24 protein-coding genes and 1 tRNA gene are annotated in these 26,280 nt (G+C 41.9%); 12 read left to right on the top strand and 13 right to left on the bottom strand.

What is annotated here, in order from left to right:
• Positions 1-119 precede the first annotated feature (119 nt).
• Positions 120-422: a hypothetical protein gene (locus VER99_RS15210; RefSeq protein ID WP_020334718.1), complete on the top strand. Its 303-nt coding sequence runs from the start codon at positions 120-122 to the stop codon at positions 420-422.
• Positions 423-801: 379 nt separating this feature from the next.
• Here the strand turns inward: VER99_RS15210 and VER99_RS15205 are convergent, their stop codons facing one another.
• Positions 802-1,683 (bottom strand): DMT family transporter, encoded by an 882-nt coding sequence (locus VER99_RS15205; protein ID WP_020334720.1) that lies wholly within the window; start codon positions 1,681-1,683, stop codon positions 802-804.
• Positions 1,684-2,002: 319 nt separating this feature from the next.
• On the opposite strand from VER99_RS15205, the gene soxR reads away from it, so the two are divergent.
• Positions 2,003-2,443, top strand: coding sequence for a redox-sensitive transcriptional activator SoxR (soxR, locus tag VER99_RS15200; RefSeq protein WP_020334723.1), 441 nt, complete (start codon positions 2,003-2,005; stop codon positions 2,441-2,443).
• A gap of 453 nt (positions 2,444-2,896) precedes the next feature.
• On the opposite strand, the gene VER99_RS15195 is transcribed toward soxR, so the two are convergent.
• The 3 genes from VER99_RS15195 to VER99_RS15185 all read right to left on the bottom strand — a co-directional run bounded on the left by VER99_RS15195 (position 2,897) and on the right by VER99_RS15185 (position 4,592).
• Positions 2,897-3,088, bottom strand: a complete 192-nt coding sequence (locus VER99_RS15195; RefSeq protein WP_155521830.1) for a hypothetical protein — start codon at positions 3,086-3,088, stop codon at positions 2,897-2,899.
• A 99-nt stretch (positions 3,089-3,187) separates the two neighbouring features.
• Complete coding sequence (locus tag VER99_RS15190; protein WP_024372947.1) at positions 3,188-4,366, bottom strand: site-specific integrase; 1,179 nt, start codon at positions 4,364-4,366, stop codon at positions 3,188-3,190.
• A 13-nt stretch (positions 4,367-4,379) separates the two neighbouring features.
• Positions 4,380-4,592, bottom strand: coding sequence for a hypothetical protein (locus VER99_RS15185; RefSeq protein ID WP_020334725.1), 213 nt, complete (start codon positions 4,590-4,592; stop codon positions 4,380-4,382).
• Positions 4,593-4,709: 117 nt separating this feature from the next.
• On the opposite strand from VER99_RS15185, the gene VER99_RS15180 reads away from it, so the two are divergent.
• Positions 4,710-4,925 (top strand): helix-turn-helix domain-containing protein, encoded by a 216-nt coding sequence (locus VER99_RS15180; protein WP_020334726.1) that lies wholly within the window; start codon positions 4,710-4,712, stop codon positions 4,923-4,925.
• Positions 4,926-5,142: 217 nt separating this feature from the next.
• On the opposite strand, the gene VER99_RS15175 is transcribed toward VER99_RS15180, so the two are convergent.
• A tRNA-Gly gene (locus VER99_RS15175) sits at positions 5,143-5,217 on the bottom strand.
• A gap of 403 nt (positions 5,218-5,620) precedes the next feature.
• Here VER99_RS15175 and VER99_RS15170 point away from each other — a divergent pair.
• The gene (locus VER99_RS15170) at positions 5,621-6,139 is read left to right on the top strand and encodes a DUF4136 domain-containing protein (RefSeq protein WP_020334727.1); all 519 of its coding nucleotides are present in this window, start codon (positions 5,621-5,623) and stop codon (positions 6,137-6,139) included.
• A gap of 70 nt (positions 6,140-6,209) precedes the next feature.
• Here VER99_RS15170 and VER99_RS15165 read toward each other — a convergent pair whose 3' ends face one another.
• Together VER99_RS15165 and VER99_RS15160 are read right to left on the bottom strand one after the other, a co-directional pair.
• Entirely contained in the window at positions 6,210-6,533 is a 324-nt protein-coding gene (locus VER99_RS15165; RefSeq protein WP_014234047.1) for a hypothetical protein, read from the bottom strand.
• Between the two features lie 906 nt (positions 6,534-7,439).
• Positions 7,440-8,087, bottom strand: a complete 648-nt coding sequence (locus VER99_RS15160; RefSeq protein WP_014234049.1) for a murein L,D-transpeptidase catalytic domain family protein — start codon at positions 8,085-8,087, stop codon at positions 7,440-7,442.
• A gap of 460 nt (positions 8,088-8,547) precedes the next feature.
• Here VER99_RS15160 and VER99_RS15155 point away from each other — a divergent pair, with 460 nt between their 5' ends.
• Positions 8,548-8,949 (top strand): NUDIX hydrolase, encoded by a 402-nt coding sequence (locus tag VER99_RS15155; protein WP_020334729.1) that lies wholly within the window; start codon positions 8,548-8,550, stop codon positions 8,947-8,949.
• A 453-nt stretch (positions 8,950-9,402) separates the two neighbouring features.
• Here VER99_RS15155 and VER99_RS15150 read toward each other — a convergent pair whose 3' ends face one another.
• Positions 9,403-11,775, bottom strand: a complete 2,373-nt coding sequence (locus tag VER99_RS15150; RefSeq protein WP_020334731.1) for an EAL domain-containing protein — start codon at positions 11,773-11,775, stop codon at positions 9,403-9,405.
• Between the two features lie 476 nt (positions 11,776-12,251).
• On the opposite strand from VER99_RS15150, the gene rbsD reads away from it, so the two are divergent.
• From rbsD to VER99_RS15120, 6 genes are all read left to right on the top strand, one after another.
• Positions 12,252-12,671, top strand: coding sequence for a D-ribose pyranase (gene rbsD / locus VER99_RS15145; RefSeq protein ID WP_020334732.1), 420 nt, complete (start codon positions 12,252-12,254; stop codon positions 12,669-12,671).
• Between the two features lie 23 nt (positions 12,672-12,694).
• A complete protein-coding gene (gene rbsA, locus VER99_RS15140) occupies positions 12,695-14,200 on the top strand; it encodes a ribose ABC transporter ATP-binding protein RbsA (RefSeq protein ID WP_020334733.1) in 1,506 nt (501 codons plus the stop codon).
• Positions 14,197-15,180 (top strand): ribose ABC transporter permease, encoded by a 984-nt coding sequence (gene rbsC, locus VER99_RS15135; RefSeq protein WP_020334734.1) that lies wholly within the window; start codon positions 14,197-14,199, stop codon positions 15,178-15,180. Before rbsA ends, rbsC begins: the two co-directional genes overlap by 4 nt.
• Positions 15,181-15,259: 79 nt before the next feature.
• Positions 15,260-16,138, top strand: a complete 879-nt coding sequence (gene rbsB, locus VER99_RS15130) for a ribose ABC transporter substrate-binding protein RbsB (protein ID WP_020334735.1) — start codon at positions 15,260-15,262, stop codon at positions 16,136-16,138.
• 189 nt (positions 16,139-16,327) lie between these two features.
• Positions 16,328-17,251 carry a ribokinase gene (rbsK, locus tag VER99_RS15125; protein ID WP_020334736.1) on the top strand — a complete coding sequence of 308 codons (924 nt, stop codon included), beginning with the start codon at positions 16,328-16,330 and terminating at the stop codon, positions 17,249-17,251.
• Between the two features lie 12 nt (positions 17,252-17,263).
• A complete protein-coding gene (locus VER99_RS15120) occupies positions 17,264-18,271 on the top strand; it encodes a substrate-binding domain-containing protein (protein ID WP_020334737.1) in 1,008 nt (335 codons plus the stop codon).
• 513 nt (positions 18,272-18,784) lie between these two features.
• Here the strand turns inward: VER99_RS15120 and cueR are convergent.
• From cueR to yccS, 4 genes are all read right to left on the bottom strand, one after another.
• On the bottom strand, positions 18,785-19,171 hold the full coding sequence (gene cueR, locus VER99_RS15115; protein ID WP_014234058.1) for a Cu(I)-responsive transcriptional regulator: 387 nt from the start codon (positions 19,169-19,171) through the stop codon (positions 18,785-18,787).
• A gap of 312 nt (positions 19,172-19,483) precedes the next feature.
• Positions 19,484-19,735, bottom strand: a complete 252-nt coding sequence (locus tag VER99_RS15110) for a YgjV family protein (RefSeq protein ID WP_014234059.1) — start codon at positions 19,733-19,735, stop codon at positions 19,484-19,486.
• Positions 19,736-20,575: 840 nt separating this feature from the next.
• Positions 20,576-20,737 (bottom strand): hypothetical protein, encoded by a 162-nt coding sequence (locus VER99_RS15105; RefSeq protein ID WP_014234060.1) that lies wholly within the window; start codon positions 20,735-20,737, stop codon positions 20,576-20,578.
• A 348-nt stretch (positions 20,738-21,085) separates the two neighbouring features.
• Entirely contained in the window at positions 21,086-23,239 is a 2,154-nt protein-coding gene (gene yccS / locus VER99_RS15100) for a YccS family putative transporter (protein WP_014234061.1), read from the bottom strand.
• Between the two features lie 388 nt (positions 23,240-23,627).
• Here yccS and helD point away from each other — a divergent pair, with 388 nt between their 5' ends.
• Complete coding sequence (gene helD / locus VER99_RS15095) at positions 23,628-25,697, top strand: DNA helicase IV (RefSeq protein ID WP_020334738.1); 2,070 nt, start codon at positions 23,628-23,630, stop codon at positions 25,695-25,697.
• 77 nt (positions 25,698-25,774) lie between these two features.
• Here the strand turns inward: helD and VER99_RS15090 are convergent, their stop codons facing one another.
• A complete protein-coding gene (locus VER99_RS15090) occupies positions 25,775-26,230 on the bottom strand; it encodes a methylglyoxal synthase (protein WP_014234063.1) in 456 nt (151 codons plus the stop codon).
• Positions 26,231-26,280: the final 50 nt, after the last annotated feature.

Raw genomic sequence — 26,280 nt, 5'->3', positions numbered from 1 at the left:
CTTTGGTAATTGTTCAGTTGCCTATAGGGCAGCTATAATTTTCAGCTACTACTTAGTCGTTATTTAGTACTGGCTAACATCCAAGTAATGATTAATCTTATTAGCGACAGGAGTTCACAATGAAAGTTTATGGACAAAAAATGATAGAGGTCGTTGTTGATCGACATTGTGATATATGTGGTGCTAGCGTGATGGTCGATTCAAATGGCGTTCAGTTAGAAGAGGTTGGTGAACTGACTGCTAACTGGGGATTTGGGTCAAAAAGGGACGGTATTACTCACCACCTTGATATGTGTGAAAGTTGTTTTCAAGTTGCGTTATCTGCTCTAAAGGAGCATCGTCGAAGCATTGTAATGTTCGATGATGAGCAAGACCTTCCAGATGAAAACTTTGGTGTAGATTGCTCTAATAGCACTCACTAGTGTGCAAAATGTGCACATTGCTTATCAATCAACTACCGAGAAAGTCTCGGAAGTTGGACTGTTGCATAATTTGCAACAACTTCCATCTGGCCTAATTGTGCAGCAGCCTGCTGCACAAATCAGTCTGAATCAAAAATGCCCCAAAGTTTGTTTCGGAATTCACTACAAATATTACCAAAACTAATAAGTATCACTTTTGAGGTGGAACGCTTTCAGTTTTATTATTTGAACCTAAGCCATTTGGAACAAGTTAGATTGATGGATAGAGAAATCTATAATCAAGTAAGATTAGATAAGGCTTTAAGCTACACACGCCCGATGAAGTACATCGAGCGTTTTGTTTTACTAAAAAGTGGCAATAATAGCCTAAACATTCCCACTAAGTTCTCTGTTCATACTTTGCGACCATTTGATTCAATAGAAGAGCTGATAAAATAATACCAAGAGCCAGCCAAGTTGTAGCCTGAATGCTTTCATTGGTGACCAGCGCAGCGATTAATACACCTACAGCAGGCACGAGGTAGTTAGTCATTGACGTAAAAACAGCACCTGCATTCTTGACACTAGTCATATATAAGTAATAGACAACTCCCGCGCACATGACACCAAGATAGATTACAGCTATAAAAGTGCTCGGCGATGGTGCCTTATATGTCATTGTCGTCGTTGTTATGAGAGCGACAATGATCAGTTGAATGCTCGCCATGGTCAGAACATTTCTTGCGACTATCAGAGGATGCTCTTTTTGAACACGGTTTAGCAATAGCAAAGCAATTGCAAAGCATACTGCGGCAAGTAAGACAGCTAGCACGCTGACAGGATCAATCCTTTGAGATGTTGAAATTAGGTCAGGGTAGAAAAGTACAACTAAACCAAAAAAACCGATGGTTATACTGAACAGGTTTCCTTTGGTAATCTTTGTATTCCTAATAAATAGTGGCGCAAGAAGAAGTGCGTAAAAGGGTAATGTTCCCATTAAAATTGCAGTCACTGAACTACTCAACTCTTTTTGAGCAAAAGGTACGAGAACGAAAGGAACAGTTGCTTCAAGAAAACCGATTACAGTATAGAGTTTCCACTGTTTACTATTACTGCAAATTCCCATGATACGACATATAAAAAACAGGGTTGTTGCACCGAATACCGCACGTAATGTGCCTATCCATATAGGCGTGAATGTTTCTAGTGCAGTTTCCTGAAAAATAAATTGTGATCCCCAAATCAGCCCAATTGCGATCAAAGTGAAATAGTTTTTAAGCATAGTAAAAAATCCAAATGTAGCTCAATAGGTTGAGCTGTATGAAAAGTTGGAACGGATTATGGCGTACTGGCTAAGCCGATTTAAAAGCAACGGCATCAACATCAATTTTCATACCATCTAGCGCTAGTTTTTAGGTACAGGAATTGAGATGCTCGTTGGTAGCGTATCTGCCGACCAGCGTTTTTGCCTCTCTTCACTCATGGGGGGGGATTTCAGCATGATCATATTCCTTTATGTGTTGAATTTCATATTTGGAGGGAGTATAAAAGTTAAAGTTAACTTTAAGTAAAGCGATAAATTAACAAAAGTTAGAATAATTATGATTAGAAATGATTACCTTACCGTTGGGCAGTTATCAGAACGCAGTGGTGTAGCGACATCGGCTTTACGTTTTTATGAGACCAAACAGTTGATCACATCTTTTCGAACCAATGGTAATCAACGTCGTTACTTACCTTCTATGCTACGTAGAGTCGCACTTATTCAAGTGGCACAGTCAGTAGGGTTTACCCTAGAAGAAATAACGCATGAGTTAAGTACCTTACCTATGAACAAAACAGCTACTAAACAAGATTGGGATAGAGTTGCGAAGAAGTGGCAGCAAGATCTTGACAAAAAAATGGTAAAGATCCAGTCACTAAAAGATAACCTCTCTGGGTGTATCGGATGTGGTTGTTTGAGTATGAAGAAGTGTCAACTATTTAACCCAGAGGATGGACTATATGAGCGAGGGCAAGGGGCGCAACGAATTATTAGATGATGTTTTCGGCTATTCTATATTCAACACAGTCTGTAGTGGATAACTGAATTCGGCTAGTCGGTTAGAGATTGCAATATCTAAGGTAATCCGTTAAATGCTAATTTAGGAAAGTCACTGACAAGGTTTTGTCCAAAAACGAGTTGAGATGAGGTAAGTGTTCACTGTGATCACCAAGCGAATCTGTCGTACCTTAATTACCAAGCGACTTTGTCATTACAATAATTACCGAGGGAAATTGACGGAACTCATTAGCGTACCTTTTAAAGTAATTAAATCAGCTTTAGAGGGTGCTAAGGATGTTCTACATGGATTCAAAATCTCAATCGATGACCAAGTGATTATTTTTGCATGTTTACACACCTGTTGGAACCGTTTTGAAAAGTCTGTGCGCACAGTTAAAAGACGTTTTGTGCGCACAAAATTATGGTGAATAGGTTTAGTGCAGAATCGTTTTTACTGACAGGCCAATACGAGATTCCAATGCTGATAAAATCCAGACTGAATCACGGGCTTCTGGGTTATTAAGGCATTGATGAAGCACACTAAGAACGCCTCGTGTGACACAACATAAAAACTGATGTTCATGCTGGTAACTTCTGGGCTGTAGCGATGTTCTTTCCCGTATAAGTAAATAAATGTCATCATGGAACCCATCAATATCATCGTGGTTTAAAGTCTTAAATGACGTCTGCTGAATTACATCGAAACAGAGACTGGTACAGTGAACAGCGAGAAGAGAATACTTCATAGCTCACCACCATTTAACAAAAAGTTAGTAAAAGCACTACCATCACGCCGGGTTAGGTTTGGCACATAACGAGAGTAAACTCGAAACAACATGGTTGTAGTAGTGTGTCCCATTTGGTTTGCAATCCATTCAGGAGCCTCCCCAGAAGCCAACAGCAATGTCGCGTAAGTGTGTCGTGTCTGATATGGGTTTCTTGGCCTTAGCTTCGCCTGACGAAGGGTCGGGTACCATACCGACTTGGATACACTTTGGTAGTTCAAAGGCTGCCGTTTATTATTGGTAAAAACAAACTTATCCTTTAGGTGAGCTGTTTTCTTATGCTCCTTGAGGGCTTCGACTACTCTATCTGTGAGCATGACTACTCGATATGATCCATCCGTTTTTAAATCTGACAGTTCGCCACGCACTAGACTCTGATTAACAGTAATAGTCTTGTTGTTTAGGTCGACATCTTTCCACATCAGGCCGTCAATCTCACCGGTACGCAGTCCAGTAAAAAAGCGCATGATGTAATACGTTTTATATTCTTCAGGAGCGTGAGTAATAACTTGCTCAACTTCTTGAAGGTTAAATGGGTCAACTTCAGTACGTCCGACTTTTAATGCTTTAATATTTCTCCATGGGGAAGTAAACTCATAACGATCAGCGGCTTCATTCAACATGACTCTTAGTGGCGTCATAATATGATTGATGCGGGAAGGGCTTAGCTCTTTACCTTTTCGACCTGGGACTTTGGCGAGTGTAGATCGAAAGCTTAAGATTTGCTGTTTATTGATGGCGCTGATCTTCTTATTCCCGAACATGGGAATGATGTACTTATTTAGAATGCCTTCTACATCTTGGTAATGGCCTTTACGCCATTCGACTTTTTTCTCAGACATCCAGATATCAGCAAATTCATGGAGCTTTGGTGAGTCTATTGCTTCAAAGTAGGCTTTTGCCTGACGTTTCCGTTCTTCAGTATTAGCAAATTTCGCTACAAGTTTGCTTTCAGGGAAATACTTTGCATATTCGAAATTACCAATCATGATTTCTGCTTCGATGATTTTGAGCAAACGAGACACTCGTCTCCGGTTTGCTTTTGTGTCAGGCAACTTTGTATATTCTCTACAGCGATGCCCTTTGTATCGGAAGTCCAGAAAGAGACGTCCACTTCGTGAATTGATACTACCCATATTTAATCTCCTCTTAGTGTCCTAGTAAGATTGATTCACTGGAAACTCCATTCAGCATTTCTTCTTCAACACGTTCCCAGATAAAGAAAATCTTCCTTCCACCAAACGGGCGAATATAATGAATTCCTTCGAACAGAACTGAATCTTTAAGTTGTTCACGAATAACACGCTTGTCGTACTTGATAACTGAAGATAACTCTTCAGTTGTGAGGTATGTGTATGTCATAATCATTTCCTATCTTATACGCTACGTTTTGTAGCTCTAGGGATACAATATGATGATAAAAGAAGCTTGTCAACACCATTTTGTATCTTTAGCGAAACATTTAAGGTCTTATAGGAAATGATTAAGTGTCATCTATCAACTTTACTTGGAGCCAAGAAGCTAAAAATTGCAGATGTAGTGAGGGATACTGGGATCAATAGAAGTACAGTAAATCGACTATTTCACGAAACAAATAATCGGATTGATTTCGATACACTCGAAAAAATATGTCTTTATTTGAATTGTAGTGTGGGTGATCTTCTCGAAGTTCAAGAAGACAAGAATTCAGATTAGTATTCTTAATATTGAGCTGATGAAGAGTTAACAAATTGTGGTCATGTTAAAATCAAGTTCAGAAATTCGGTCTGGTCTCAACATGGTCTCAATTTGGTCTCAACTGAATTTGATGAGCTAAGAAATAGGGCTGTAAATAACAAGCGGATACACACGATTACGCAGTAGAGCGCTATGTTTTCAATATGTTGGAAAATACGATACAAAGGGAATACATTGGAGCGGGCAGCGGGAATCGAACCCGCATCATCAGCTTGGAAGGCTGAGGTAATAGCCATTATACGATGCCCGCGCATCGAAAGGACTCATCTAATATGCCACATTAATTCGAAAAGAAAAGTCTTTTCTCTTCAATTGTTTGTCGATTGCGTAAAAATCACTCAAGATGATGCGAAGGTACTCAATTCTAGTGCTGGTGGGTAATTCTCTTAAGAAAATCAGCACCCAATTGGCTACGACTTTGTGAAACAAGACCTCAGATATTGAACACTTGGCGTTCTTAGTTAAGACTCAATAATGTCTATCTAATTATTTTAAAGTGCGTGATTCAGTAAAAGAGAGATTGCTTACGAATTTGGAAATGTACTGAGTTGGACATCTTGTCGTAGCATAATGATTCATTTTTGTTTTCAGCCGTATAAATGACAACAAAGAAGGCGACGCTGATACTGTCGATAAATCAGAGGAGAATATCTATGTGGAAAGGGTTCTTGTTAGGCGCATTGGGGCTGTTTATGGTCGCATGCACTACGGTAACAACGGATGTCGACAAACAGGCTGACTTTTCATCGTATAGAACGTTCGATTTTGGAGATCAGAATGGTGCGCCCGCAAGCATCGATGCGAGGCGTATTGAACAAAGTATTGCCTCTCAATTAGGAGCTAATGGACTTTCACAAGTTTCGAGTGATGGTGATATCTATGTCCATCATGACATTGTTGAGAACACAGAGTTTGTTTCTTCTGGGTCGAACATCAGTTTTGGTTACGGATGGAATCGATTTGGCGTGATTACTTCCAGTCCAGAGCGATATAGAGAGCGAAAATACGGTAATTTGGTTATCGAATTAGTTGATATGAAGGCAAACCAAGTCGTTTGGAAAGGGATATCTAGCCGTAAATTAACGACGTCAATGGACAGTGAGAAAAGGGAAGAGCTAATTGCAGAAGAAATTGCGAAGATGTTTGAACACTTTCCTTACGGCGCTAAGTAGCGAGATTTAAATGTTAATATCGAAAAAGGCGCAGTGAATGCGCCTTTTCGTTTTGGGACGATAACTTCAATTAGTACCCGATGCTATAGAGCTGCTCGCCTAGGTCACGACACTTGCTCTGATACACTTTTAACACATCTGTTGTGTTTTTGTTTGCTGCTTTAAACTCCAGTTCTGCAGAAGAAAGCGTGCTAAAACTAAAATGTCTTACGGACATTAAATAGTTTCTAAAAGAGGCTCTATGCTCTGGTACGGCATTCTGTACGTTCGAAACATTGGCGCATTCCAAAAGGGCTTCGTTGCTCATTTGTTCAAGATTTACGTCGGCGTAAACGACATTGGAGAATGCAGTGAGTAATAAAGTTAAGATAGTTGGAATTGCGAATCTGGTCATAATTTGGGCCTCGAATGGATTCAGGTAAATATAAATGTACCCATGTCACTTGTTGACACGTTTTCTTGATTTCTCTGTTTTTCTTTCGTCAAGTATTCACGGCCATGTTTAAACACATAAAGTAAATTTGCTTCCCTTGTTCCGAGGAGATGATAAAGCGAGCGTTGGTTTTTAAGTTTACCGTAGCTATCTCTAGGTAATGGGGGTGTCACCCAAGCGAGAGAAAGTAACGGAGGCGATAAAAAAGCGATGAGCAACTGATAATCGGGTTCGAAGCGTAAACTCTGTACATCATCATGCAGAGAAGTACGACGGCATGAAACCAGAGCCAATATGTCTCGTTTATGATGCTGCGAGTACTTATGAGAAACCGAAGGCGAATTATTTTCTAAAGACCATTGGGGTAAAGCAAAGTCTGGCGTTAAAAGTGATTGTTGAGCCCACTTTGATAAATGAACGGACGAATTGTTCGTTTGGTGATTGTTATATTCATGCGCATAGGCAGACGGCATACAATCTGGGATCAGAGACAGAGCTATTAGCCAAAACGTACAAATTAGATAACGCAAAAATTAACCCTAATACATCAAAGATTCGTTGCCGATTTTACATACTTATTCATCACCGGCGAGCAACTTGTCTCGGGGCTTTGATGCTTAATCAGTATCTGAATGATTTCGTATAGTAACGATAGGAAAGATAGATGAACAGGCTTTTCTCACTGCCTAAGCGGAATTTTAAACTTGAATTGTTTCAAAATACAAACTCAGCGACAACTAGTCAGAACAATGGATTAGTATCGATACAATCTTAAGGGGGGACGTTGAAGGAATGGCGTCAGTATTGAAACAGGGAAGAGTATTCTGACTAGAAAGATAAAAGGGAGCTACTGCTCCCTTTCGTATATTATGCGCTTGCGTAGATGACACTGCCGCCTTTAATTGTGTCGATGATTTCTCGAGACAGATTCTCTGGCAGAGCCGGACAACCCCAACTGCGTCCTAAATACCCGTTCTTTTTAATAAAAGAAGGATTCGCATATTTAGCACCGTGTACGACGATGTAGCGTTCACGAGCCTTGTCGTTCAGTCCAGAAGTAAGGCCATCTAAGCGAAGGGAATAGCCATTGGATCCGTAATAGGTGGTATCAGTTAAAAACGTACCCAAAGAAGTTTTACGTGAATTCACGATATTGGAAAACTTCGTCGCGGTCTTCTTTCCACTATTTACACCATGAGAAACATACGTGTTGTAGATCAGCTGCTTCTTGTTTAAATCAACGACATAAAATCGCTTATCCGTTGAAGGTTTGCTGTAGTCGATGATGGTAAGTAGTGGCTTCTTTCGCTTTTTGGTTTTCTTGTAAGCTAAATAGGCGTCGTTAAATAGCTTAAAGTCGATAACGCCTTCTAGCTTAGCGTCTTTATATGTTTTTCTAACTTGTTGTTGAGAAATCTGATTCTCTACTTGAGCTTTGCCGTCCGAATCTTTGGCGAAAGCAAAAGGAGAAACAGAGAAAAACGTCCATATCAACAATAAAAATGATTTTTTCATTTTGATCAAATAAAACTCTAGGTGTTACAAATTTGCCGAATGCTTCATGCGTTCAGTAATACTACATGCACATCAATTATATTCTTTCCCAATATTAAGCGTTATACATTAAGCACTTACTCATTGGGATGTTATTAATGTTTAGCTTTTAATGCTAACTTTTTGATATTAAAAAGTTTTTCTTTTACCAAGAGAAACTTCAGATTTAATAATAACTTAAATTGCTAACTAATAAAATGGTGAGTAGTGACGTTTATGAAATTCTTCAGATTAAAAACAATGTATAATTATTGCGCATTTTAAAAAATCCCTGAAATTTCAATGCGTTTATTTTTAATAATCTAACGCTAATAAAAATCCCACTCTGTGATCCGAGTCGTAACAAAACATGAGTTTAATCTTGAATGCAAACACTTGCACAGTATAGATTGGAATAAATGATGACAAGTATGAGGTTCAAATGAGAGTGCATGAATGTGTTTCCTTTATATTAGTGAAAGACTCTAAAGTATTGTTGGAAACACGAGCCAAAGACAAAGAAACTGATCCTGGAACTATTGCTATTCCAGGCGGGCATATGGATCCAGGTGAGGACCAGAAGCAAACATTATTTAGAGAACTCAAAGAAGAGTTGAATGTGACACCTCAATCATTTGTATATCTATGTTCTCTTTATCATCCCACAATTGAATTACAACTAATACATTACTATATCGTTAGTGAGTGGGAAGGTAATTTAGAATGTTATGAAGCGGAATCTGTTGATTGGTATACGCCGAATAATCCTCCTGTAGGAACAGAGGTTGATACTATTGCGTTGAAAGAGTTTAGACGACTAAAAGATACATTAAGTTCAATGTAAAATTAAATATATTAGATTTAGTTAAATGTTTATTTTCAAATAAGCTCATGGGAAGAGAGTTATATCAGAAATGTTTGTGTTCAAAATTTAGTTTTGAATACAAACGTTGTGAAATATCAAACTGTCGCTTTTTATCTTGTGCTACTTTCCATCTAGACTTTTATGAGCTAATTCTCTTGTGCAGTTTTTCTGGCGGAAGGTAACTTCAGTTAGGGGATTAGTAATATTCGTCAATACATTGATATTTGCTAGTAGGAAGATAAAGTGATTAATAAATGTGGACAGTGTCGGCAATTTACGAGAGAAAAGGCAAACAATAAAGATATATGCGGTGCCTGGGGGCAGCCAACCATAGCGACAAGGTTTGCCTGTGAATTTTTTATGCCCACCATTTCGTCAAAAAACCGCGTTACTAAAGCCCTAGATGCGAAACAGAGCTAATTCTACAGTGTCTTATTTGGCTAGTTTGGAAAGCCCGCCAGCAAAGGTCTGAGTATGATTCTGTCGATTGAAGATCATGTGGTTGGATGATTCCCACCATATTTCCAATTCCTCGATACTCATTGGCTTACCAAAAAGATAGCCTTGCATAAAATCGCATTGGTATTCAGATAGCCATTGGCGCATCACGTCATGCTCAATTCCCTCGGCGGTGACGGTTTTATTCTGGGCGTGGCACAAGTCTATAATTGGCTTGATTACATGCCCATTATTGGTTCTCATCAGTGTGAGTAGAAACTCGCGGTCAAACTTAATTTTTTGCACCGGGAACTGAACAAGCTGGGTCAGGGATGTATATCCTGAACCAAAGTCATCAATTGCCAGTCGATAGCCTAGGTTAGAAAGCTCGTCTAATAGGGCGGTCCCTCGTTGGTCAGAGGCAAAAGTCTCCGTAATTTCGAGTTCAATAAACTTAGGATCAACGTCGTACTTAGTTGTATATGTGTGGATATACTCCGCCATTTCTAAGGAGTTGAGCTCTGCAGAGGATAGGTTGATGGATAAAATAATGTCTTTATCAAATATTTTTCTCAATTGATGGTATTGGGCTGCTGCAGTAGAGAACACCCAACGGTCAACTTTATCGAATAGACCCGTTTGCTCAGCAATAGGGATAAACTCAGCAGGAGGTATTGGCCCGATACCTTCCGCATCCCAACGAAGCAATACTTCTAAGCCTTCAATTTCATTGTCGTAACGGCTTAAGTAGGGTTGAAAAACTAATCGGAATTCTTTTTCTACATCGGTTTTTCTTAACGCTCGTTCAATTTGGCTTCGTCTTTGTGCTTCTATATTCAAGTCGGCAGAGTAATAGGCGTATTGGTTTTTACCCGCGCGCTTAGCTTGGTACATTGCGGCATCGGCATTAGACAGAAGTTTTGTAATGTCTGCACCGTCTTCCGGGAAACGAGCCACGCCAACACTGGCGGTGACAGGGAAGGTATTTGGCCAAGAGTGGCTAAGCGTATTGATAGGTTTTAGCAGTTCTGTCGCGAGTAAATCTGGGAGATTTTCTACGTATTCGTTAGAGCTAAGTAGAATGGCGAACTCATCTCCGGAAAGGCGCGCACCAAAACAAGGGCTGTTATATTGATGAGAGAACTTTTGACACACATTCTTGATATGGGTTGAAAACACTTTTAATAACGAATCCCCCAACTCATGGCCATATTTGTCATTTACATATTTGAAGTTATCCAGATCAACATAAATGACCCATAAATAATCAGAAGGAGAGGCGAGCTCTTGAGTAACCAGTTGATTGAATCGATGACGGTTAGCAAGTTGCGTTAATTGGTCTGTTTCTGCGAGACGTTTCGTTTTCTTGTAGATGATACTTAGCTCTTCATACATATCGAAGAAGCGTGATGAAAGCCTGCCTATCTCGTCGTTAGTCTCTAACTTCTCAATGTTATCTCGCTTATTTGCTTCGAGTTCCTTAAGTTGCCTGTCGAGTCGAGAAACAGGACGTAATACATTTCGATATAAAACCAGGACGATCAATGTAATGGTACAAAACGCGGCAATACCAAATGAAAGTGCCAGCTCGAGCCACACTTTGTCGACTTTATTCCACATCAGATATTCTGCTGGAGAGAGTATGGCAAAAAAATGCGGCAGCAGTTCTATCGTTTGAGCAAGAGGAATATCGAGATAAATCGGCTTATCAGAAAAGGTAATGACGCTATGGGTGTCAAACTCGATATCGTGTTTAATATCACTAAAGGCTTCCAGAGAGACGGTCACAATAACAAAAAATGCATTGCTTGGATCGAAACTTAACGGGTGTTCTCCCGTGCGTTTATCGATCAAATCGTATTGAAGTAGGATACTTTGGCCACTGGAATTATAAATAAAACCTGTACGGCTATAATCGCCGTGTTTTGCAAAGTTGTCTGAAATGTACTCCGTTACTTTAGGATCAATCGACCCGGAAGATTCAAAAAATTGATTTTCTGTGTAGTAGAGGAGTTTTTGTTTACCATTGAGGATAGCCATGTTGGTATCACCATGATAGCCATGGCTTAATACATCCGCTGTTTCATCCAAGCGATTAAACAAAACTCGCTCACGGTAAGGGTTATCGTGATTAATTAAATAATCTTGTAGAACGTCACTTTTACCCAAAGTATAAGCGTAGCTATGAAGGAAAACATTCGCTTGTCGGAATTGCCCCGCAAGTTTCTCCATTTGCAATTGAATATAGCTATCTTCTCGCTTGATGAGTGTGACTTTTTGAATGCTATAGATTATGTAACTCGATACCACCGCACTTAACAAAATCACTGGCGTTACAAGCAAAATTACCCTGCTGCTTAATTTCATTCTTTTTCTTCAGTTCCGTTTGTGTCCTTACAAACGTTGCATACCGATTCGGTAGTTAACGGATGACGTAAGTTCTCAAAGTGTAACTAGATTTTGAGTTTACTGAGCTTGAAAATCTGTCAGCTCTCTGAGAATTGTGAAGCTGCATATCCTTTTCAATGGCCTAATTGGGTTGTTTCTCAGTAATTAGACGTGTTTGTTGCCAACAATTGACTCTTTTAAAGATATGCAATTAAGTGAAATTGCTCCGATATCGAAACGTTTCGATGTCGGAGTTGTGATGAAAGTTGTCTTTTTATGTATGACGAAGCTTTAATTGCAGATCATTCTCACACCTTATAAATCGCTCCCTTTTCAAATTTTTCCTGCGAACTATTATTGCATCGAAACGTTTCGATGAGTTTTCTGTAAATAACCAAAACATCCTAATGCAGAAGCTTATCGTTTTATGAACGTGTAACCGAAAGGTCTATGAGATGAAAAAAAGTACCCTTATAAACTCAGATATTTCTTACTTGGTGGCAACGTTGGGTCATACCGATGAAATCACCATTTGTGATGCTGGCTTGCCAATTCCTGAGCATGTGCAACGAATCGACTTAGCGCTCACTCACGGGGTACCAAGCTTTATTGATACCGTTCGAGTGATTTTGTCTGAATCACAGATTGAAGGCGCTATCCTTGCAGAAGAGTTTTGTGACGTTAACCCAGACCTGCATAACGCACTGGTCGAAGAGTTAAGCAAAGAAAGCAAGCGCACAGGCAAGCCTATTGAAATTAGTTATGTATCGCACGAAGCGTTTAAAGCTCGCACTGAACAAAGCAGAGCAGTGATTCGCACGGGTGAATGTACACCGTATGCGAACGTTATCTTCCAAGCTGGCGTGGTTTTTTAAGCCAGGGAATGTGAGGACAGATTATGACTCAAGCCATTCTACAACTGAGTGAGATTGAAAAAGCGTTTCCGGGCGTAAAGGCGCTAGATAAGGCGAGCCTTCATGTGTATCCAGGGCGGGTAATGGCGCTTATGGGTGAAAACGGAGCAGGTAAGTCAACCTTGATGAAAGTGCTAACCGGCATTTACCACATGGACTCAGGTAGCATTCAGTACCAGGGTCAGCCCGCTGCATTTAAAGGTCCAAGAGATTCTCAAGAAGCGGGTATCAGCATTATTCACCAAGAGCTGAACTTAATCCCTGAGTTGACCATTGCGGAGAACATTTATCTAGGACGTGAATTTACTGGTGCGATGGGACGTATTCAGTGGAGCAAAATGTACGATGAAGCTGACAGGCTTTTGAAGCGTTTGAACGTAAAACACAGCTCTAAAACTCTGCTTGGCGATTTAAGCCTCGGCGAACAGCAGATGGTCGAAATTGCCAAAGCGATCTCTTTTGAATCGAAAGTCATCATCATGGATGAGCCAACCGACGCACTGACGGATACGGAAACCGAATCGCTATTTAAAGTGATCAATGAGCTTCGTGATGCAGGTTGCGGCATTGTTTACATCTCACACCGCTTGAAAGAGATTTTCGAAATTTGTGATGACATTACCGTACTTCGTGATGGTAAGTTCATTGGTGAGTGTCAGGTTTCGGATACCGATGAAGACGGTCTTATCGAAATGATGGTAGGCCGAAAGCTTGAAGAACAGTACCCACGCATTGATGTAAAACATGGAGAGACGTGTCTTGAAGTGATCGGTTTAACCGGCTCTGGTGTTCACGATGTTAGTTTCACGCTTAAGCGTGGTGAAATCCTTGGTATTTCAGGGTTGATGGGCGCGGGTCGTACTGAATTGATGAAGGTGATTTACGGTGCTTTACCGAGTGAGCATGGTGTTATCAACCTAGACAGCAAAACCATTAACCCAGTTAGTCCGCAAGATGGTCTGGCAAATGGTATCGCCTACATCTCTGAAGACCGTAAAGGCGATGGTTTGGTACTCGGTTTGTCAGTCAAAGAAAACATGTCTTTGTGTGCTCTGGATAAGTTGACCAAAGGTGTCCAAATCCAACACGGTGAAGAAGTGGTTGCAGTAGAAGACTTCATCAAACTGTTCAATATCAAAACACCGACGCGTGACCAAATTATTGGCAACCTCTCTGGTGGTAATCAACAGAAGGTGGCTATCGCGAAAGGATTGATGACCAAACCTAAAGTTCTGATTTTGGATGAACCAACACGCGGCGTTGATGTTGGCGCCAAGAAAGAGATTTATCAGCTAATCAATAAATTCAAAGCCGACGGCATGAGCATCATCTTGGTTTCTTCTGAGATGCCAGAAGTGCTGGGCATGAGTGACCGCATTCTTGTTATGCATGAAGGTCGTATTAGTGGCGAATTCGATGCGAAAGACGCCGACCAAGAAAAATTACTCGCCTGTGCCGTAGGCAAAAAGATTAATGAGGAAGCAGCATGAGTACCAATACCATGAGCAAACCGAACGAAGCTAGCAGCAAAAAGCTGTTCACTAAAGAGTGGCTGATTGAACAAAAATCACTGATTGCACTTATATTTTTGATTGTTGTCGTATCATTCCTGAACCCGAATTTCTTCACGGTAGACAACATTCTTAACATTCTTCGTCAAACCTCGGTGAATGCGATCATCGCTGTAGGTATGACACTTGTTATCCTGACCGCAGGTATCGATTTAAGTGTAGGCTCTGTGCTGGCGTTATGTGGGGCATTTGCTGCAAGCCTGATTGCAATGGAAGTTCCCGTGCTGGTTGCTGTGCCTACCGCTCTTTTTGCTGGTGCTGCGCTTGGTGCGATAAGCGGTATCATTATCGCTAAGGGTAAGGTTCAAGCGTTCATCGCAACACTGGTTACCATGACTTTATTACGCGGTGTAACCATGGTTTACACAGACGGTCGACCAATTTCTACTGGTTTTACCGATACCGCTGATGCATTTGCATGGTTCGGTACGGGTTATGCGCTGGGTATACCGGTTCCTGTATGGCTGATGGTAATTGTGTTTGCTGCCGCGTGGTACCTACTTAACCACACTCGCTTTGGTCGTTACGTTTACGCACTTGGTGGTAATGAATCTGCTACTCGCTTGTCAGGTATCAATGTTGACCGAGTGAAGATTGGTGTTTACGCCATCTGCGGTATGTTAGCGGCGCTTGCTGGCATCATCGTGACTTCTCGTCTTTCTTCTGCACAACCTACAGCAGGTATGGGTTACGAGCTAGATGCGATTGCAGCAGTAGTTCTGGGTGGTACCAGTCTGATGGGTGGTAAAGGCCGCATCATGGGTACACTAATTGGTGCGCTTATCATCGGTTTTTTGAATAACGCACTGAACCTGCTTGATGTTTCCTCCTACTACCAAATGATTGCAAAAGCAGTGGTTATCTTGCTAGCAGTACTGGTAGACAACAAAAATAAGTAATTCATAACAACCCAAACGATGTGAATAACACTGAGCCAGTCGACGTGTGCTGGCTCACCCTACACAAAGGACTATAACGATGAAAAAACTCGCAACTCTTATCTCTGCTGCACTCCTTTCCTCAACTGTATCTGTGGCTGCACAAGCTCAGGATACGATGGCGATTGTGGTTTCAACTCTGAACAACCCGTTCTTCGTAACGATGAAAGACGGTGCTGAAGCGAAAGCGAAAGAGCTGGGATACGATCTGATTGTTCTTGATTCGCAAAATGACCCGAGTAAAGAACTATCAAACATCGAAGACCTGACTATCCGAGGCGTTAAAGCGATTCTGATTAACCCGACAGATTCAGACGCAGTATCTAATGCGATTCGCATGGCAAACCGCTCTAATGTACCAGTATTGACTCTTGACCGTGGCGCAAGCCGTGGCGACGTGGTTAGCCACATTGCTTCAGATAACGTGATTGGCGGTGAAATGGCTGGCAAATACATTATGGAGAAGGTTGGCGAGAAAGCGAAAGTCATCCAGCTAGAAGGTATTGCGGGCACATCAGCGGCACGTGAGCGTGGCGAAGGTTTCATGACGTCAGTAAAAGGCAGCAACATGGAACTTCTTGCAAGCCAGCCTGCTGATTTCGACCGTACTAAAGGTTTGAACGTTATGGAAAACCTATTGGCTGCGAATCCAGATGTACAAGCCGTGTTTGCACAAAACGATGAGATGGCACTTGGTGCGCTACGTGCGGTACAGGCATCAGGCAAAGATGTGGTTATCATAGGCTTTGATGGTACTGAAGACGGCATCGCTGCTGTTAACCGTGGCAAGCTTGCTGCAACCATCGCACAGCAACCTGACCTTATCGGTGCGTTGGGTGTAGAAACAGCGGACAAAGTCCTTAAAGGCGAAAAAGTCGAAGCTTACATCCCGGTTCCTCTAAAAGTGGTAACCAAATAATCACGGCTTTGGATAAATAATCCTAGTTTCTTCGCTCTCTCCTCCGTTTTACCTGTCGTTAGGGGGAGAGGGCAAGAATAGATGCCTTTGACTTTTTATTACGGATCAGACGAGAAGTTAAAGTCATCTAATGTATTTTTCAGAAAACAGTTTTTCAAATAGGGTTCATTCAGAACCGAGGATAACCGTATGAATAAGTTAGTAGTGTTAGGTAGTGTAAACGCTGACCATGTTCTTCAAGTGCCTTCTTTTCCTCGCCCAGGCGAGACGCTTCATGGTCGCAACTACCAAGTTATTCCTGGCGGTAAAGGAGCAAATCAAGCCGTTGCCGCAGCACGCCTGAATTCTGATATTGGTTTTATTGCTTGTGTTGGTGATGATTCATTCGGGATCAATATTCGCGAGAATTTTAAGATGGACGGCATCGACATTAGCGCGGTGAAGATGCAGCCAAATTGTCCAACTGGTATTGCGATGATTCAGGTAGCAGATAGTGGTGAGAACAGTATTTGTATTTCGGCAGAAGCGAACGCTAAGCTGACCGCTGAGGCTATTGAGCCAGATCTGGAGCGCATACGCCGCGCTGAATACTTGTTGATGCAACTTGAGACACCGATATGTGCCATCGAGAAAGCGGCGCGTGTAGCAAAAGATGCAAAAACGAACGTGATTCTTAACCCGGCACCTGCGCGTGAATTATCGGACGAACTATTAGCGTGTATCGATGTCATCACTCCAAACGAAACCGAAGCAGAAGTCTTGACTGACGTGACAGTGACGGATAACGATAGTGCTCAGGAAGCGGCCAACATCCTGCATAGCAAAGGCATTGAAATCGTGATGATTACCCTAGGGGCGAAAGGCGTTTGGTTAAGTCAGAATGGTCGTGGCGAGATTATCCCTGGTTTCCGCGTTGACGCTACCGATACCACGGCAGCAGGTGATACCTTTAATGGGGCATTCGTCACTGGTTTATTGGAAGGTTTGTCTTTAGAATCAGCAATTAAGTTTGCACACGCAGCGGCAGCCATTTCAGTTACGCGCTTTGGTGCACAGACGTCTATCCCAACTCGTGAAGAGGTGGACGCATTCTTAGCTGAAACCAATAAGTAAGGAATTTATAACATGGCAACGATGAAAGACATCGCGAAACTGGCAGGGGTATCCACTTCTACGGTGAGCCATGTTATTAACAAAACTCGCTTTGTTAGTGAAGAGATCTCAGAGCGAGTTAATAACGCCGCAAAAGAACTCAATTATTATGCTCCATCAGCGTTAGCGCGCAGCCTCAAGGTCAATCGAACTCAAACTATTGGTATGTTGGTAACAACCTCTACCAACCCGTTCTTCGGTGAAGTCGTAAAGGGTGTCGAACGCAGTTGTTACCAAAAAGGTTATAGCCTTATCCTATGTAACACCGAAGGGGATAACGAACGTATGCGTCAATCCATTAGTACGCTGCTTCAAAAGCGTGTTGATGGTTTGATTCTGATGTGTGATTCATTGGAAGGGGAGCGTATTGATGTGTTCGAGCGATACCCTGATATCCCGGTTGTGGTTATGGACTGGGGACCAATGCTTTTTACCAGCGATAAGATTCAAGATAACTCGCTGCGTGGCGGATATCTTGCAGTGAAGCACCTGATAGATTGTGGGCATAAGCAGGTTGGCTGTATCACTGGCCCTCTGATCAAGCATCAGGCCCAAATGCGATATGAAGGTTACAAACGTGCCATGCTTGAAGCAGGCTTGACGTTTAATCCCAACTGGATCATCGAATCGGATTTTGAATGTGAAGGTGGCTATCAGGCTCTGAAAAAGATGTCTGAAAGGGGAGCACTACCGACTGCTATCTTCGTTTCCAACGACATGATGGCGATGGGGGTGATCAATGCGGCCAACGAGCTTGGTATCAACGTGCCAGAGGATCTTTCTCTCATTGGTTACGATGACATACATATCGCCAAATTTATGTCTCCATCACTGACAACCATTCACCAGCCTAAGTATCGATTGGGACAGGCCGCGGTTGAAACCTTGGTCAGACGGCTAAACGACAAATCAGCGGAAGCAGAAGTTGTCCAGTTAGAGCCTGCGTTAGTCGAGCGAAAGAGCGTAAAAATGCTTTTTTAGCTCCATTTCTCTAACTGTATGAGTACGTTTTTTATATCTTTGATATATATCAATTTTTAAAATTTATGGTTTAATTTTGTCCGTTAACTGACAATTTTTACAATAAATGTGATTTTTTGCCAGAAAATGAATATGTACATTTTCATAAGTTGATAAAATATCTATTATTACCGCCTATAAATAATAATATTGTAATTAATGGGGTAATTGGATGGGTTTCGCTCTAGTTCAAAAATACGCTCAGTATTCTGTAAAACGACCATGGTGTCATCGTATTAGTGTAGCACTCGTCTTTTTTGTCTTTTTGTTTAGTAGTTACGGTCTTCTGGCGCACGAGGAACTATCATACTTGCTAGGGATTTTTGTTACTTTTGCAGCGACCGGGCTGTTTGCATCCGCATCGGCGTTTAAGAAAAGATACCCAATTTCAAAATCGTAGCTTAAGTGCACGACTAGTTTTAATTATTAAAGGAGGGCTCGTGTCCTCCTTTTAGTTTATTTGGGCAAATGAACTTATTTGGTCAGTTCGTCAATGATAGGACAACGACTTTTTGCGTCACCAGGGCAGGAAGATACCCAGCTTTCTAGCTGTTGCTTCATCTCTAGCAGGTGCGCTATTTTCTCTTCAACTTCTTTTAATTTATCCATCGTACGAGCTTTAACTTCACTGCTTTTTCGATTTGGGTTGTGTGCGAGTTGAACAAACTCTTTGCACTCTTGCAGTGAGAATCCTGCATGTTTTGCGCGTGAAACCAGATTGAGCTCTTGGATGTGGTTGTCAGAATACTCTCGATATCCAGAATCACTGCGAGCCGGTGGTGAAATAATCCCTTTATCCTCATACAGACGGATAGACTTAGAGGAAAGGCCGGTCAGTTTGGCTACAGCACCAATATTCATAATTCACCTCTTCATTCAAGATAGCGCTTAACGCGATTATATACCCAAATAGATTCAATATGCAGGAGTTAGAGTGAGGTCTTTGGGGTAAGTTCCGGTAAATTAATGAGTTATTTAAAGCTTTTCGAAAGATGGCCTGCCTGTCCCCTTTGGTATTAATAACGTTTTTGATGATCTATATGCTTCTCATGTCGGTGTGTTCTCACGTCGAGAGACCATAGAGCTTCAATGGATGAAATGATAAAACGCAAAAAAGCCCGCTAACAGAGGTTAGCGGGCTTTTTAAATACTGTATTTTTAAGACATCGGTGTCTATTGAGCTTTTTCAGGCTCTAGGTTGCTCTTTTCCTGATGCATTTTAGCTAGGAAGTACACGTTAACACATGCAATAAAGCCGTTGGTTAGTACAACTGGCCATGAATCAATCATAAGGCCGTAAGCGGTAAATAGACCACAACCGATAAAGTTAAGGATACGAAGTTTAACGATGTCTTTCATAGTAAGCGAGATAGCAACCATGATAGAAGCCGCATAACCTAGAATTTCAACCATATTCATTTCCATTTTTTGACCCTCTTTAAATCTGCCGAATATGTCGGTACCAATTCTTCTCTTCTTGAGATTATTGAGGAAGCTCCGTGCCTCGAATGGTCTTTATGTTGGGCGTACTATAACAACGTACATAACGTGATAAAAGCCTCAAAATTGGGGAAAGTGAAGGTTAGCGATTACGCAAACGTTTAATAAGAAAATTATTGATAGCATTATTCATTTGTTTGATTGATTGTGCTGATGAGATCAATAGTTAAAACGTATTTGAAGATGCTTGAATGGTTCACTAAAATAGAAAATGATAATTATTTACATTTGTAGTGTTATGTTGAACCTTGCTATTAGCCTTATTCTTTCTTTTGCATTAATCCGTAGAACACACCCAAGTTCTTGGAGTGCTGAGTTGCATATTCTGTCGCATCTGATTTGCGCATTGTTTCTACAACCGATTTATATTATTCCCTATCTTATGGTTACGTTTTACTCGTCCCCTTTGCTGATAAAACTGTCTAAACGTACGAGTTTCTACAGCGTTATATTTGGCTTTTTGCCACTACTGGTTGCATCGGGAAGTTTTGTTTTCACCTGAAGAAAGCACGTCTAAAGGGTTGCCCTGAAAGCCAAAGCTTCAATACGGTATTTGGTGACAAAGTGAGTTTGATACGACAATAAATCAGTGAGGCTTAACGAGTATTCATTTGGAGGGGGGGAGTTAACGGAGGTGCAGGTTAGGACTGTCTCTTCTGCTCTAAGTATTAAAAGGCGTTACTTTGTACGTGCTACAACGAGGGTAAAGTACGGCAGGGCACTACGCGAATTGAATTCGTGATCAGTGAGATCGAGGAAACAAGATCAAGAAAACAGTTGTGAAATCATCTCACGCTCTTCCGAAGAAAGCAGTGGAGAACGTTTTTTGTCTAGGGTCTTGCTAATTTCACCCTGAAGAGACTTAAGCTGAGAGTCCGTTAAATCACTCAATTTTTGTTTTAGCTCGTTAAATTGCTGTTTGTTCATATCACATTCCTCGTTGTACACAGGTTTGTCCTTCATTACCTATTTTTAGGGCCTCCATGGCCATACAACAAACTTATTCACACAAGGCTAGATTAGAGCTCAATCGCATTATTTTTGTCCGAATATTGTCAGGGTGTGTCAAGTGAAGGGTCAAAATGTGACGAAATTGTAAGGTGAAAAAACTGGCTTGTAGGAAGGTGTGTAAATATGTAGGAATGGTTACCAGCATGGCTTTAGCACATGTTGAATTCAAGAACGCTCGCTTTGATTGATGTATTTATTCGATAAAAAAAGGGAAGCTAACAAGCTTCCCGAGTTAAAGAGCAGATCAGTGAGTCGCGAATACAATCAGTTCACGCGGACAGCGAATTTACTTGCCAGTGAATGTAACTCCGGCAACATGCGATAAATAAGGTGGAGTTGTTGCAACACCATTCGAGCCGAGCTGTCATCTTCGTCCCGCCATTCATTTAAACGTTGTTCCAGACCAGCGTCTTCAATATCCGAGAGATCACATGTTTCACAGTGCTGGTGAAGCTGCTGATGAAGAACATCCAAATGCTGATGAATACAACGGTGGGCGTCTAACACTAATTTATGAATTGAGTTATCGTCGATACGTGTACGATGTGCACCCAATGCAGAGATATAGTTCAGCATAGCGTGATTGAGAGTGAGAAAACGGAAACTTTCATCAACTGCGGTTCTGTATTTCCCTGGCTCAGCAAGCATGGTACTGATAGCGGAGGTGAGCGTTGCGTCACTATTATGTGCCTGACGACGTGCGATACGATAACTTAAGCTGTCTTTTTTACCGACTCGGTATTGACCAATGATCTGTCCAAGGTATTGCTTGTTTGCATCAATCGCATCTGACATGACTTTATGAAGTCGTCGGGACTGCCAGTCAGGAAGAATAAACATGACCGCTCCTACCGCTAGCATACAACCAATAATTGTATCGGCCAGTCGAGGCAGTACAACTGCGTAGCCTTCGCCTAGCTGGTTGAAAAGGAACAATACGAGCAGGGTGATAAAGCCAGTTGCATAGCCATAATTGTTCATTCTAAAAGCGAAAAACATCACTCCGGAGACGACAACGAACACCAATTGGCTTTCTTGAGAAGGAAAAGCGGTGAGCAGCATCACGCCAACTAATAAGCCAGCCAACGTCCCAATTACTCGGGCAGTAAGCTTCTGGCGCGTTGCACTGTAGTTAGGCTGACATACAAACAAGGTCGTTAAAAGAATCCAATATCCGCGGTCAAAATCAAACGCCTGAATAATTCCATAACCAAGCGTTAATGCAATCGACATACGTAATGCATGGCGAAACAGCAGGGAGTCTCGATGGAGGTTCGCTGAAATCCGTTGCCACATCGCTTTTAAAGTATGTGGATTGGTGTCGTCCAGCATATCTTCTTCAAGTCTTTCTGCATCAGGGTTGTTGATATTACTCAGCTGTTTTTCAACAGTAGCTAAGTTATTGAATAGGTAAGTAAGCTGACCTAATAGTCGTTTCCAGTGACTCTGCTTTTGTTCTTCGAGATAGTTAAGGGAGTTTTGAACCTCAGCTAAAGCGAGAATGGATTCATTGGTGTGAGTGTACTCGTTACCAAGTTGAATCGCCTGAGCTATATCCCGGCACGCTCGCGCTTGAGATTCCAGCAGGTACTTAAAACGAAATAGGACATCCGAACGTTCAAACTCAGTTGCCAGATCTTGATAACGATAATGACTGGAACTCACGCGCTCGTGAATGTCTTGGGCGATAAAATAGATATTTAAAAATCGGTCACTTGGACCATCGATATGACCGCGTTTCGAGCGGTTAAGCAGCGTGGCTTTACAAGCATTGAGAGCCGTCACTGTCGCTGCGTTGAGGCGTGCTGCTTCAATTCGCATAGGCTGCGGTTCAAGGTTAATCACCGGATGGAAAAGTTTTGCTTTTGCATCCAGATAATTCGCCATTTGGAAAAAAACGTTCGCCAGATTTTGTTGTACGGGCTGCAGCGGCCAAAAAATCTGCCATATCATCGACATGAAGTAATACCATGCCGCACCAGTTAACAGTAGCAGTGGTTGGAACCATAAATTTGGGCTTTCATGGGCGCCAAGCATGGTATAGATGGCGATAAGTAAGGATCCAAACGCAATACTGGCGTACTTAGGGCCAATTGCACCAAGCATGATGAATCCGAACGTAGAGATAAATAGTCCGATGGCAAACAACAACGGAGTGTTGAACAGAATTTCAATTGAAAACGCGGCAACAGCAAAACAGATGAACGTTAAGATTAGCGCTTTTATTCGTCCGGTAAAACTGTCGTCACTTTCCGCCAGCGCTGCGGCGATAATTCCCAATATCAGCGGCGTAATCAATGTATTTTGACCGAAATACCAGGCAGGTATGACAACACCTAATAAGGTTATCAGTATAAGAATACTGTAGTTAACGGTTTTGTTAGCCCAATAGAGGCGAAATTTAGAAGTTGCTTGCACGTTGCGCCTTAGATTTCCGATAAAAAACGGACAGTTATACCCGTATATCCCGAGGTTGTTTGGATATCATACCAACTCCACTATAGCGTTTTTATGATTTAATTTAAGAAAAAAGATAGCTTGCTTATGAAATGACCAGAAAGAGCCTCGATATTAGCGTGACTAGTTAAACGCTTAATCTTTAGGGCTTCCTGAGTTGATAATTTCTTTACGTAAGCATGATGTTTTTGGGTTGATTAGTGTTAGTAATGTTCACAAAATCAGCAGTAATGTGAAATTTATTTAAGAATGTAAACCAGATGCTTATTTCAGTGCGTCGCATTGCTACAATTTGATGTTCTAAAATGATATAAATCGAAAACTTATCACTCGAAAAGGCGCACATTTCATGCAGCTTACTGCCACCAGCAAAGCACAGTTTTTTATTCAAAATGAGTATTATCATGTCGAAATAAAAGAGAACAGTGTTTTATTAAGTTCCATAGGCAGTGAAGAGCATATTCCGTTTACCGTGTGGAATGGCAAAGTTAACGTCAAGCGTGGTTTGCTGTGGAGCTCGCTACAATTCTTTTCTCACGAACAAGATGGTAAGCAGCGAAGCTGGCTGGTTCAGGGATTACCATGGCCACAATGCAGAAAATTCGCGCTTGATGCGGTGCGCCAGTATCAGGACTGGCACAACAATCAGTGTAAAAAGTTAGCCGAATACCTTCCTGTATGGGAAGAGGAACTCTATAAGTTAAAACACCTGCCTGCTTATCTTTCACACTCCCAGGTTACGTCCTGGGTTGAGCGTTTAAACCAAGATCTCGTGGAAATTAAAACGACTTTGGAAGAAGCAAAATTACGCATGCCGAACCGCATGGCAGAAATTGAACCTTGGCTTGTTGATACTTCTGAGACGTTAGAAGAGCGAAATCGAGAGTGGTTGGAGAGTGAACGTCCAAACTGGGAGGTGCTGTTCAGCCGTATTGAGTCTTCACCATTGAACCTGTCTCAGCAATATGCCGTACTGCTCAACGATGATCACAATCTGGTGCTCGCAGGTGCCGGTTCTGGTAAAACCAGCGTCCTTACTGCACGGGTTGCATACTTACTTCAAAGCCATCAGGCACAATCTGAAGAACTGCTAATGCTTGCTTTCGGGCGAGACGCCGCGACAGAGATGAAAGAGCGCTTGGTTGAAAAAGTAGGTATGGCGGCAGAGGGCACTCGTGTAAACACCTTCCATCAATTAGGGTTGTTCATACTGAATCAAGTCGAACCACAGCCCGTAGAGATCAGCCCATTAGCGTTGGACGATAACCAACGTACGGCGTGGTGTATTGATTGGCTTAAAAAGCATTGGATGACTCCTACAAACTTCAAGCGCTGGCAAAAGCATTTGGACAAGTGGCCTATTGCCTATTTGAAAGGGGATGACGAGCTGGGTAGCCATTCTGAGAACCCTAAACTGATTGCGTGGTTGGACTCACAACTGTCACATCTGGCGGCGGTTGGATTAACCAAAAAGCAGGTTCAAGAAAAACTGGTCGATCATCAAGAGTACACTCGATTAAATAGTGAGCTCGCGCTGTGTTGGCCATGTTTTACTGCCTGGCAAAAAATGCTCAAAGAGACGAATCAGGTTGATTTCCCAACGATGATCAGTCGAGCGACTGAGTATGTGAAAAAAGGTAAGTTTGTCGCTCCTTGGCGCTTTGTTATGGTCGATGAGTATCAAGATATCTCTCCTGATCGTTTAGCGTTAATAGAAGCGCTGTGCGAATCCAGTGAGAAACAAGCGGGTGCAACATTATTTGCAGTAGGGGATGACTGGCAATCCATTTATCAGTTTGCCGGAGCTGATGTCGATCTGATTACTGGCTTTAAAGACAGATTTGCGTATTCGACGGTTCATCATCTTGACACAACTTATCGCTTTAACAATCAGATTGGTAATGTGGCCAATGCGTTTGTACAGCAAAACCCAGCGCAGTTACCTAAGACTCTAAATAGCCACAAACAACGTAAGCAAAAAAGTGTCCACACCGCGCCAAGTAACCAAGTGGAGAAAATCCTCGACCAGTTAAACCAGCAGGCGAAGCAAACTAAATCGGTGTTGCTGCTTGGACGTAATCATTATCATAAACCAGATTTATATGATGACTGGCTAAGACGGTTCCCGAACCTTGATATTCGCTTTATGACATGTCACGCGAGTAAAGGGCGTGAAGCGGACTTCGTTATTATCCTGTCGGTAGATGAAGGGCAATTCCCAGCGAAGAAAAAGCAAGTCCATATTGATGGTGCCTTGACGGAATCTAACGATAAGTTTCCGCATGCCGAAGAGCGCCGATTATTCTATGTTGCGATTACCCGAGCGAAAGAAAAAGTGTGGATTACCCATACAGGCGCTGGTTCTGCGTTCATTCAGGAGCTGGTTGCAGGGGACTACCCAATCATTACTTCGCGCTAAATAAAATAGACACCGTTTGAAATAACAAAGGCGATACTCGGTATCGCCTTTGTTTTATCTAAAATATCGGGCACAGATTATGTGCGCTCGCTCAGATAGGCTTCATAGTCTGGTACTTCGATATCGACTTCTTGTTCGATAAGCGGAGAGTTGAAAATGAATTTTGCAGTTGCACGGTTGGTCGCAACTGGAATATTCCAAACGCTGGCAATACGAAGAAGCGCTTTTACATCTGGATCATGTGGTACGGCATTCAATGGATCCCAGAAAAACACCAGTACGTCGATTTTACCTTCCGAAATCAAAGCACCAATCTGTTGGTCACCACCCATAGGGCCGCTGATCATATTTTTAATCGCCAAGCCTGTTTCTTTGCTTAACATATGCCCTGTTGTCCCTGTCGCATACAGGAAATGGCGTTGAAGTTGTTCTTTGTTTTCTTGTACCCAGCGAAGCAGTTCAGGTTTGCAGTTATCGTGCGCAACTAAAGCCACGTGCTTGTGTGCAGGCATGGTACGAGTTGTTTTTTGCATCAAGTTATTTCCGATTCAAAATGATAAAGTTATTTTTGGTGTATTGGTTA

Source organism: Vibrio natriegens NBRC 15636 = ATCC 14048 = DSM 759 (genome assembly GCF_035621455.1).
In the GTDB taxonomy this organism is placed as follows: Bacteria; Pseudomonadota; Gammaproteobacteria; order Enterobacterales; family Vibrionaceae; genus Vibrio; species Vibrio natriegens.
The sequence above is the reverse complement of the archived record's forward strand: the minus strand, read 5'-3'. Positions and strand labels throughout refer to the sequence as shown.

Coding starts and splice junctions, on each gene's coding strand:
- rbsC (WP_020334734.1), top strand. CDS start 14,197: ATGAGTACCAATACCATGAGCAAACCGAACGAAGCTAGCAGCAAAAAG.
- rbsA (WP_020334733.1), top strand. CDS start 12,695: ATGACTCAAGCCATTCTACAACTGAGTGAGATTGAAAAAGCGTTTCCG.
- VER99_RS15190 (WP_024372947.1), bottom strand. CDS start 4,366: ATGGGTAGTATCAATTCACGAAGTGGACGTCTCTTTCTGGACTTCCGA.
- VER99_RS15185 (WP_020334725.1), bottom strand. CDS start 4,592: ATGACATACACATACCTCACAACTGAAGAGTTATCTTCAGTTATCAAG.
- VER99_RS15155 (WP_020334729.1), top strand. CDS start 8,548: ATGAGAGTGCATGAATGTGTTTCCTTTATATTAGTGAAAGACTCTAAA.
- cueR (WP_014234058.1), bottom strand. CDS start 19,171: ATGAATATTGGTGCTGTAGCCAAACTGACCGGCCTTTCCTCTAAGTCT.
- VER99_RS15105 (WP_014234060.1), bottom strand. CDS start 20,737: ATGAACAAACAGCAATTTAACGAGCTAAAACAAAAATTGAGTGATTTA.
- rbsK (WP_020334736.1), top strand. CDS start 16,328: ATGAATAAGTTAGTAGTGTTAGGTAGTGTAAACGCTGACCATGTTCTT.
- VER99_RS15120 (WP_020334737.1), top strand. CDS start 17,264: ATGGCAACGATGAAAGACATCGCGAAACTGGCAGGGGTATCCACTTCT.
- helD (WP_020334738.1), top strand. CDS start 23,628: ATGCAGCTTACTGCCACCAGCAAAGCACAGTTTTTTATTCAAAATGAG.
- VER99_RS15110 (WP_014234059.1), bottom strand. CDS start 19,735: ATGGAAATGAATATGGTTGAAATTCTAGGTTATGCGGCTTCTATCATG.
- VER99_RS15150 (WP_020334731.1), bottom strand. CDS start 11,775: ATGAAATTAAGCAGCAGGGTAATTTTGCTTGTAACGCCAGTGATTTTG.
- soxR (WP_020334723.1), top strand. CDS start 2,003: ATGATTAGAAATGATTACCTTACCGTTGGGCAGTTATCAGAACGCAGT.
- VER99_RS15160 (WP_014234049.1), bottom strand. CDS start 8,087: ATGAAAAAATCATTTTTATTGTTGATATGGACGTTTTTCTCTGTTTCT.
- rbsD (WP_020334732.1), top strand. CDS start 12,252: ATGAAAAAAAGTACCCTTATAAACTCAGATATTTCTTACTTGGTGGCA.
- VER99_RS15165 (WP_014234047.1), bottom strand. CDS start 6,533: ATGACCAGATTCGCAATTCCAACTATCTTAACTTTATTACTCACTGCA.
- VER99_RS15090 (WP_014234063.1), bottom strand. CDS start 26,230: ATGCAAAAAACAACTCGTACCATGCCTGCACACAAGCACGTGGCTTTA.
- VER99_RS15170 (WP_020334727.1), top strand. CDS start 5,621: ATGTGGAAAGGGTTCTTGTTAGGCGCATTGGGGCTGTTTATGGTCGCA.
- VER99_RS15210 (WP_020334718.1), top strand. CDS start 120: ATGAAAGTTTATGGACAAAAAATGATAGAGGTCGTTGTTGATCGACAT.
- VER99_RS15180 (WP_020334726.1), top strand. CDS start 4,710: ATGATTAAGTGTCATCTATCAACTTTACTTGGAGCCAAGAAGCTAAAA.
- VER99_RS15195 (WP_155521830.1), bottom strand. CDS start 3,088: ATGATGACATTTATTTACTTATACGGGAAAGAACATCGCTACAGCCCA.
- VER99_RS15205 (WP_020334720.1), bottom strand. CDS start 1,683: ATGCTTAAAAACTATTTCACTTTGATCGCAATTGGGCTGATTTGGGGA.
- rbsB (WP_020334735.1), top strand. CDS start 15,260: ATGAAAAAACTCGCAACTCTTATCTCTGCTGCACTCCTTTCCTCAACT.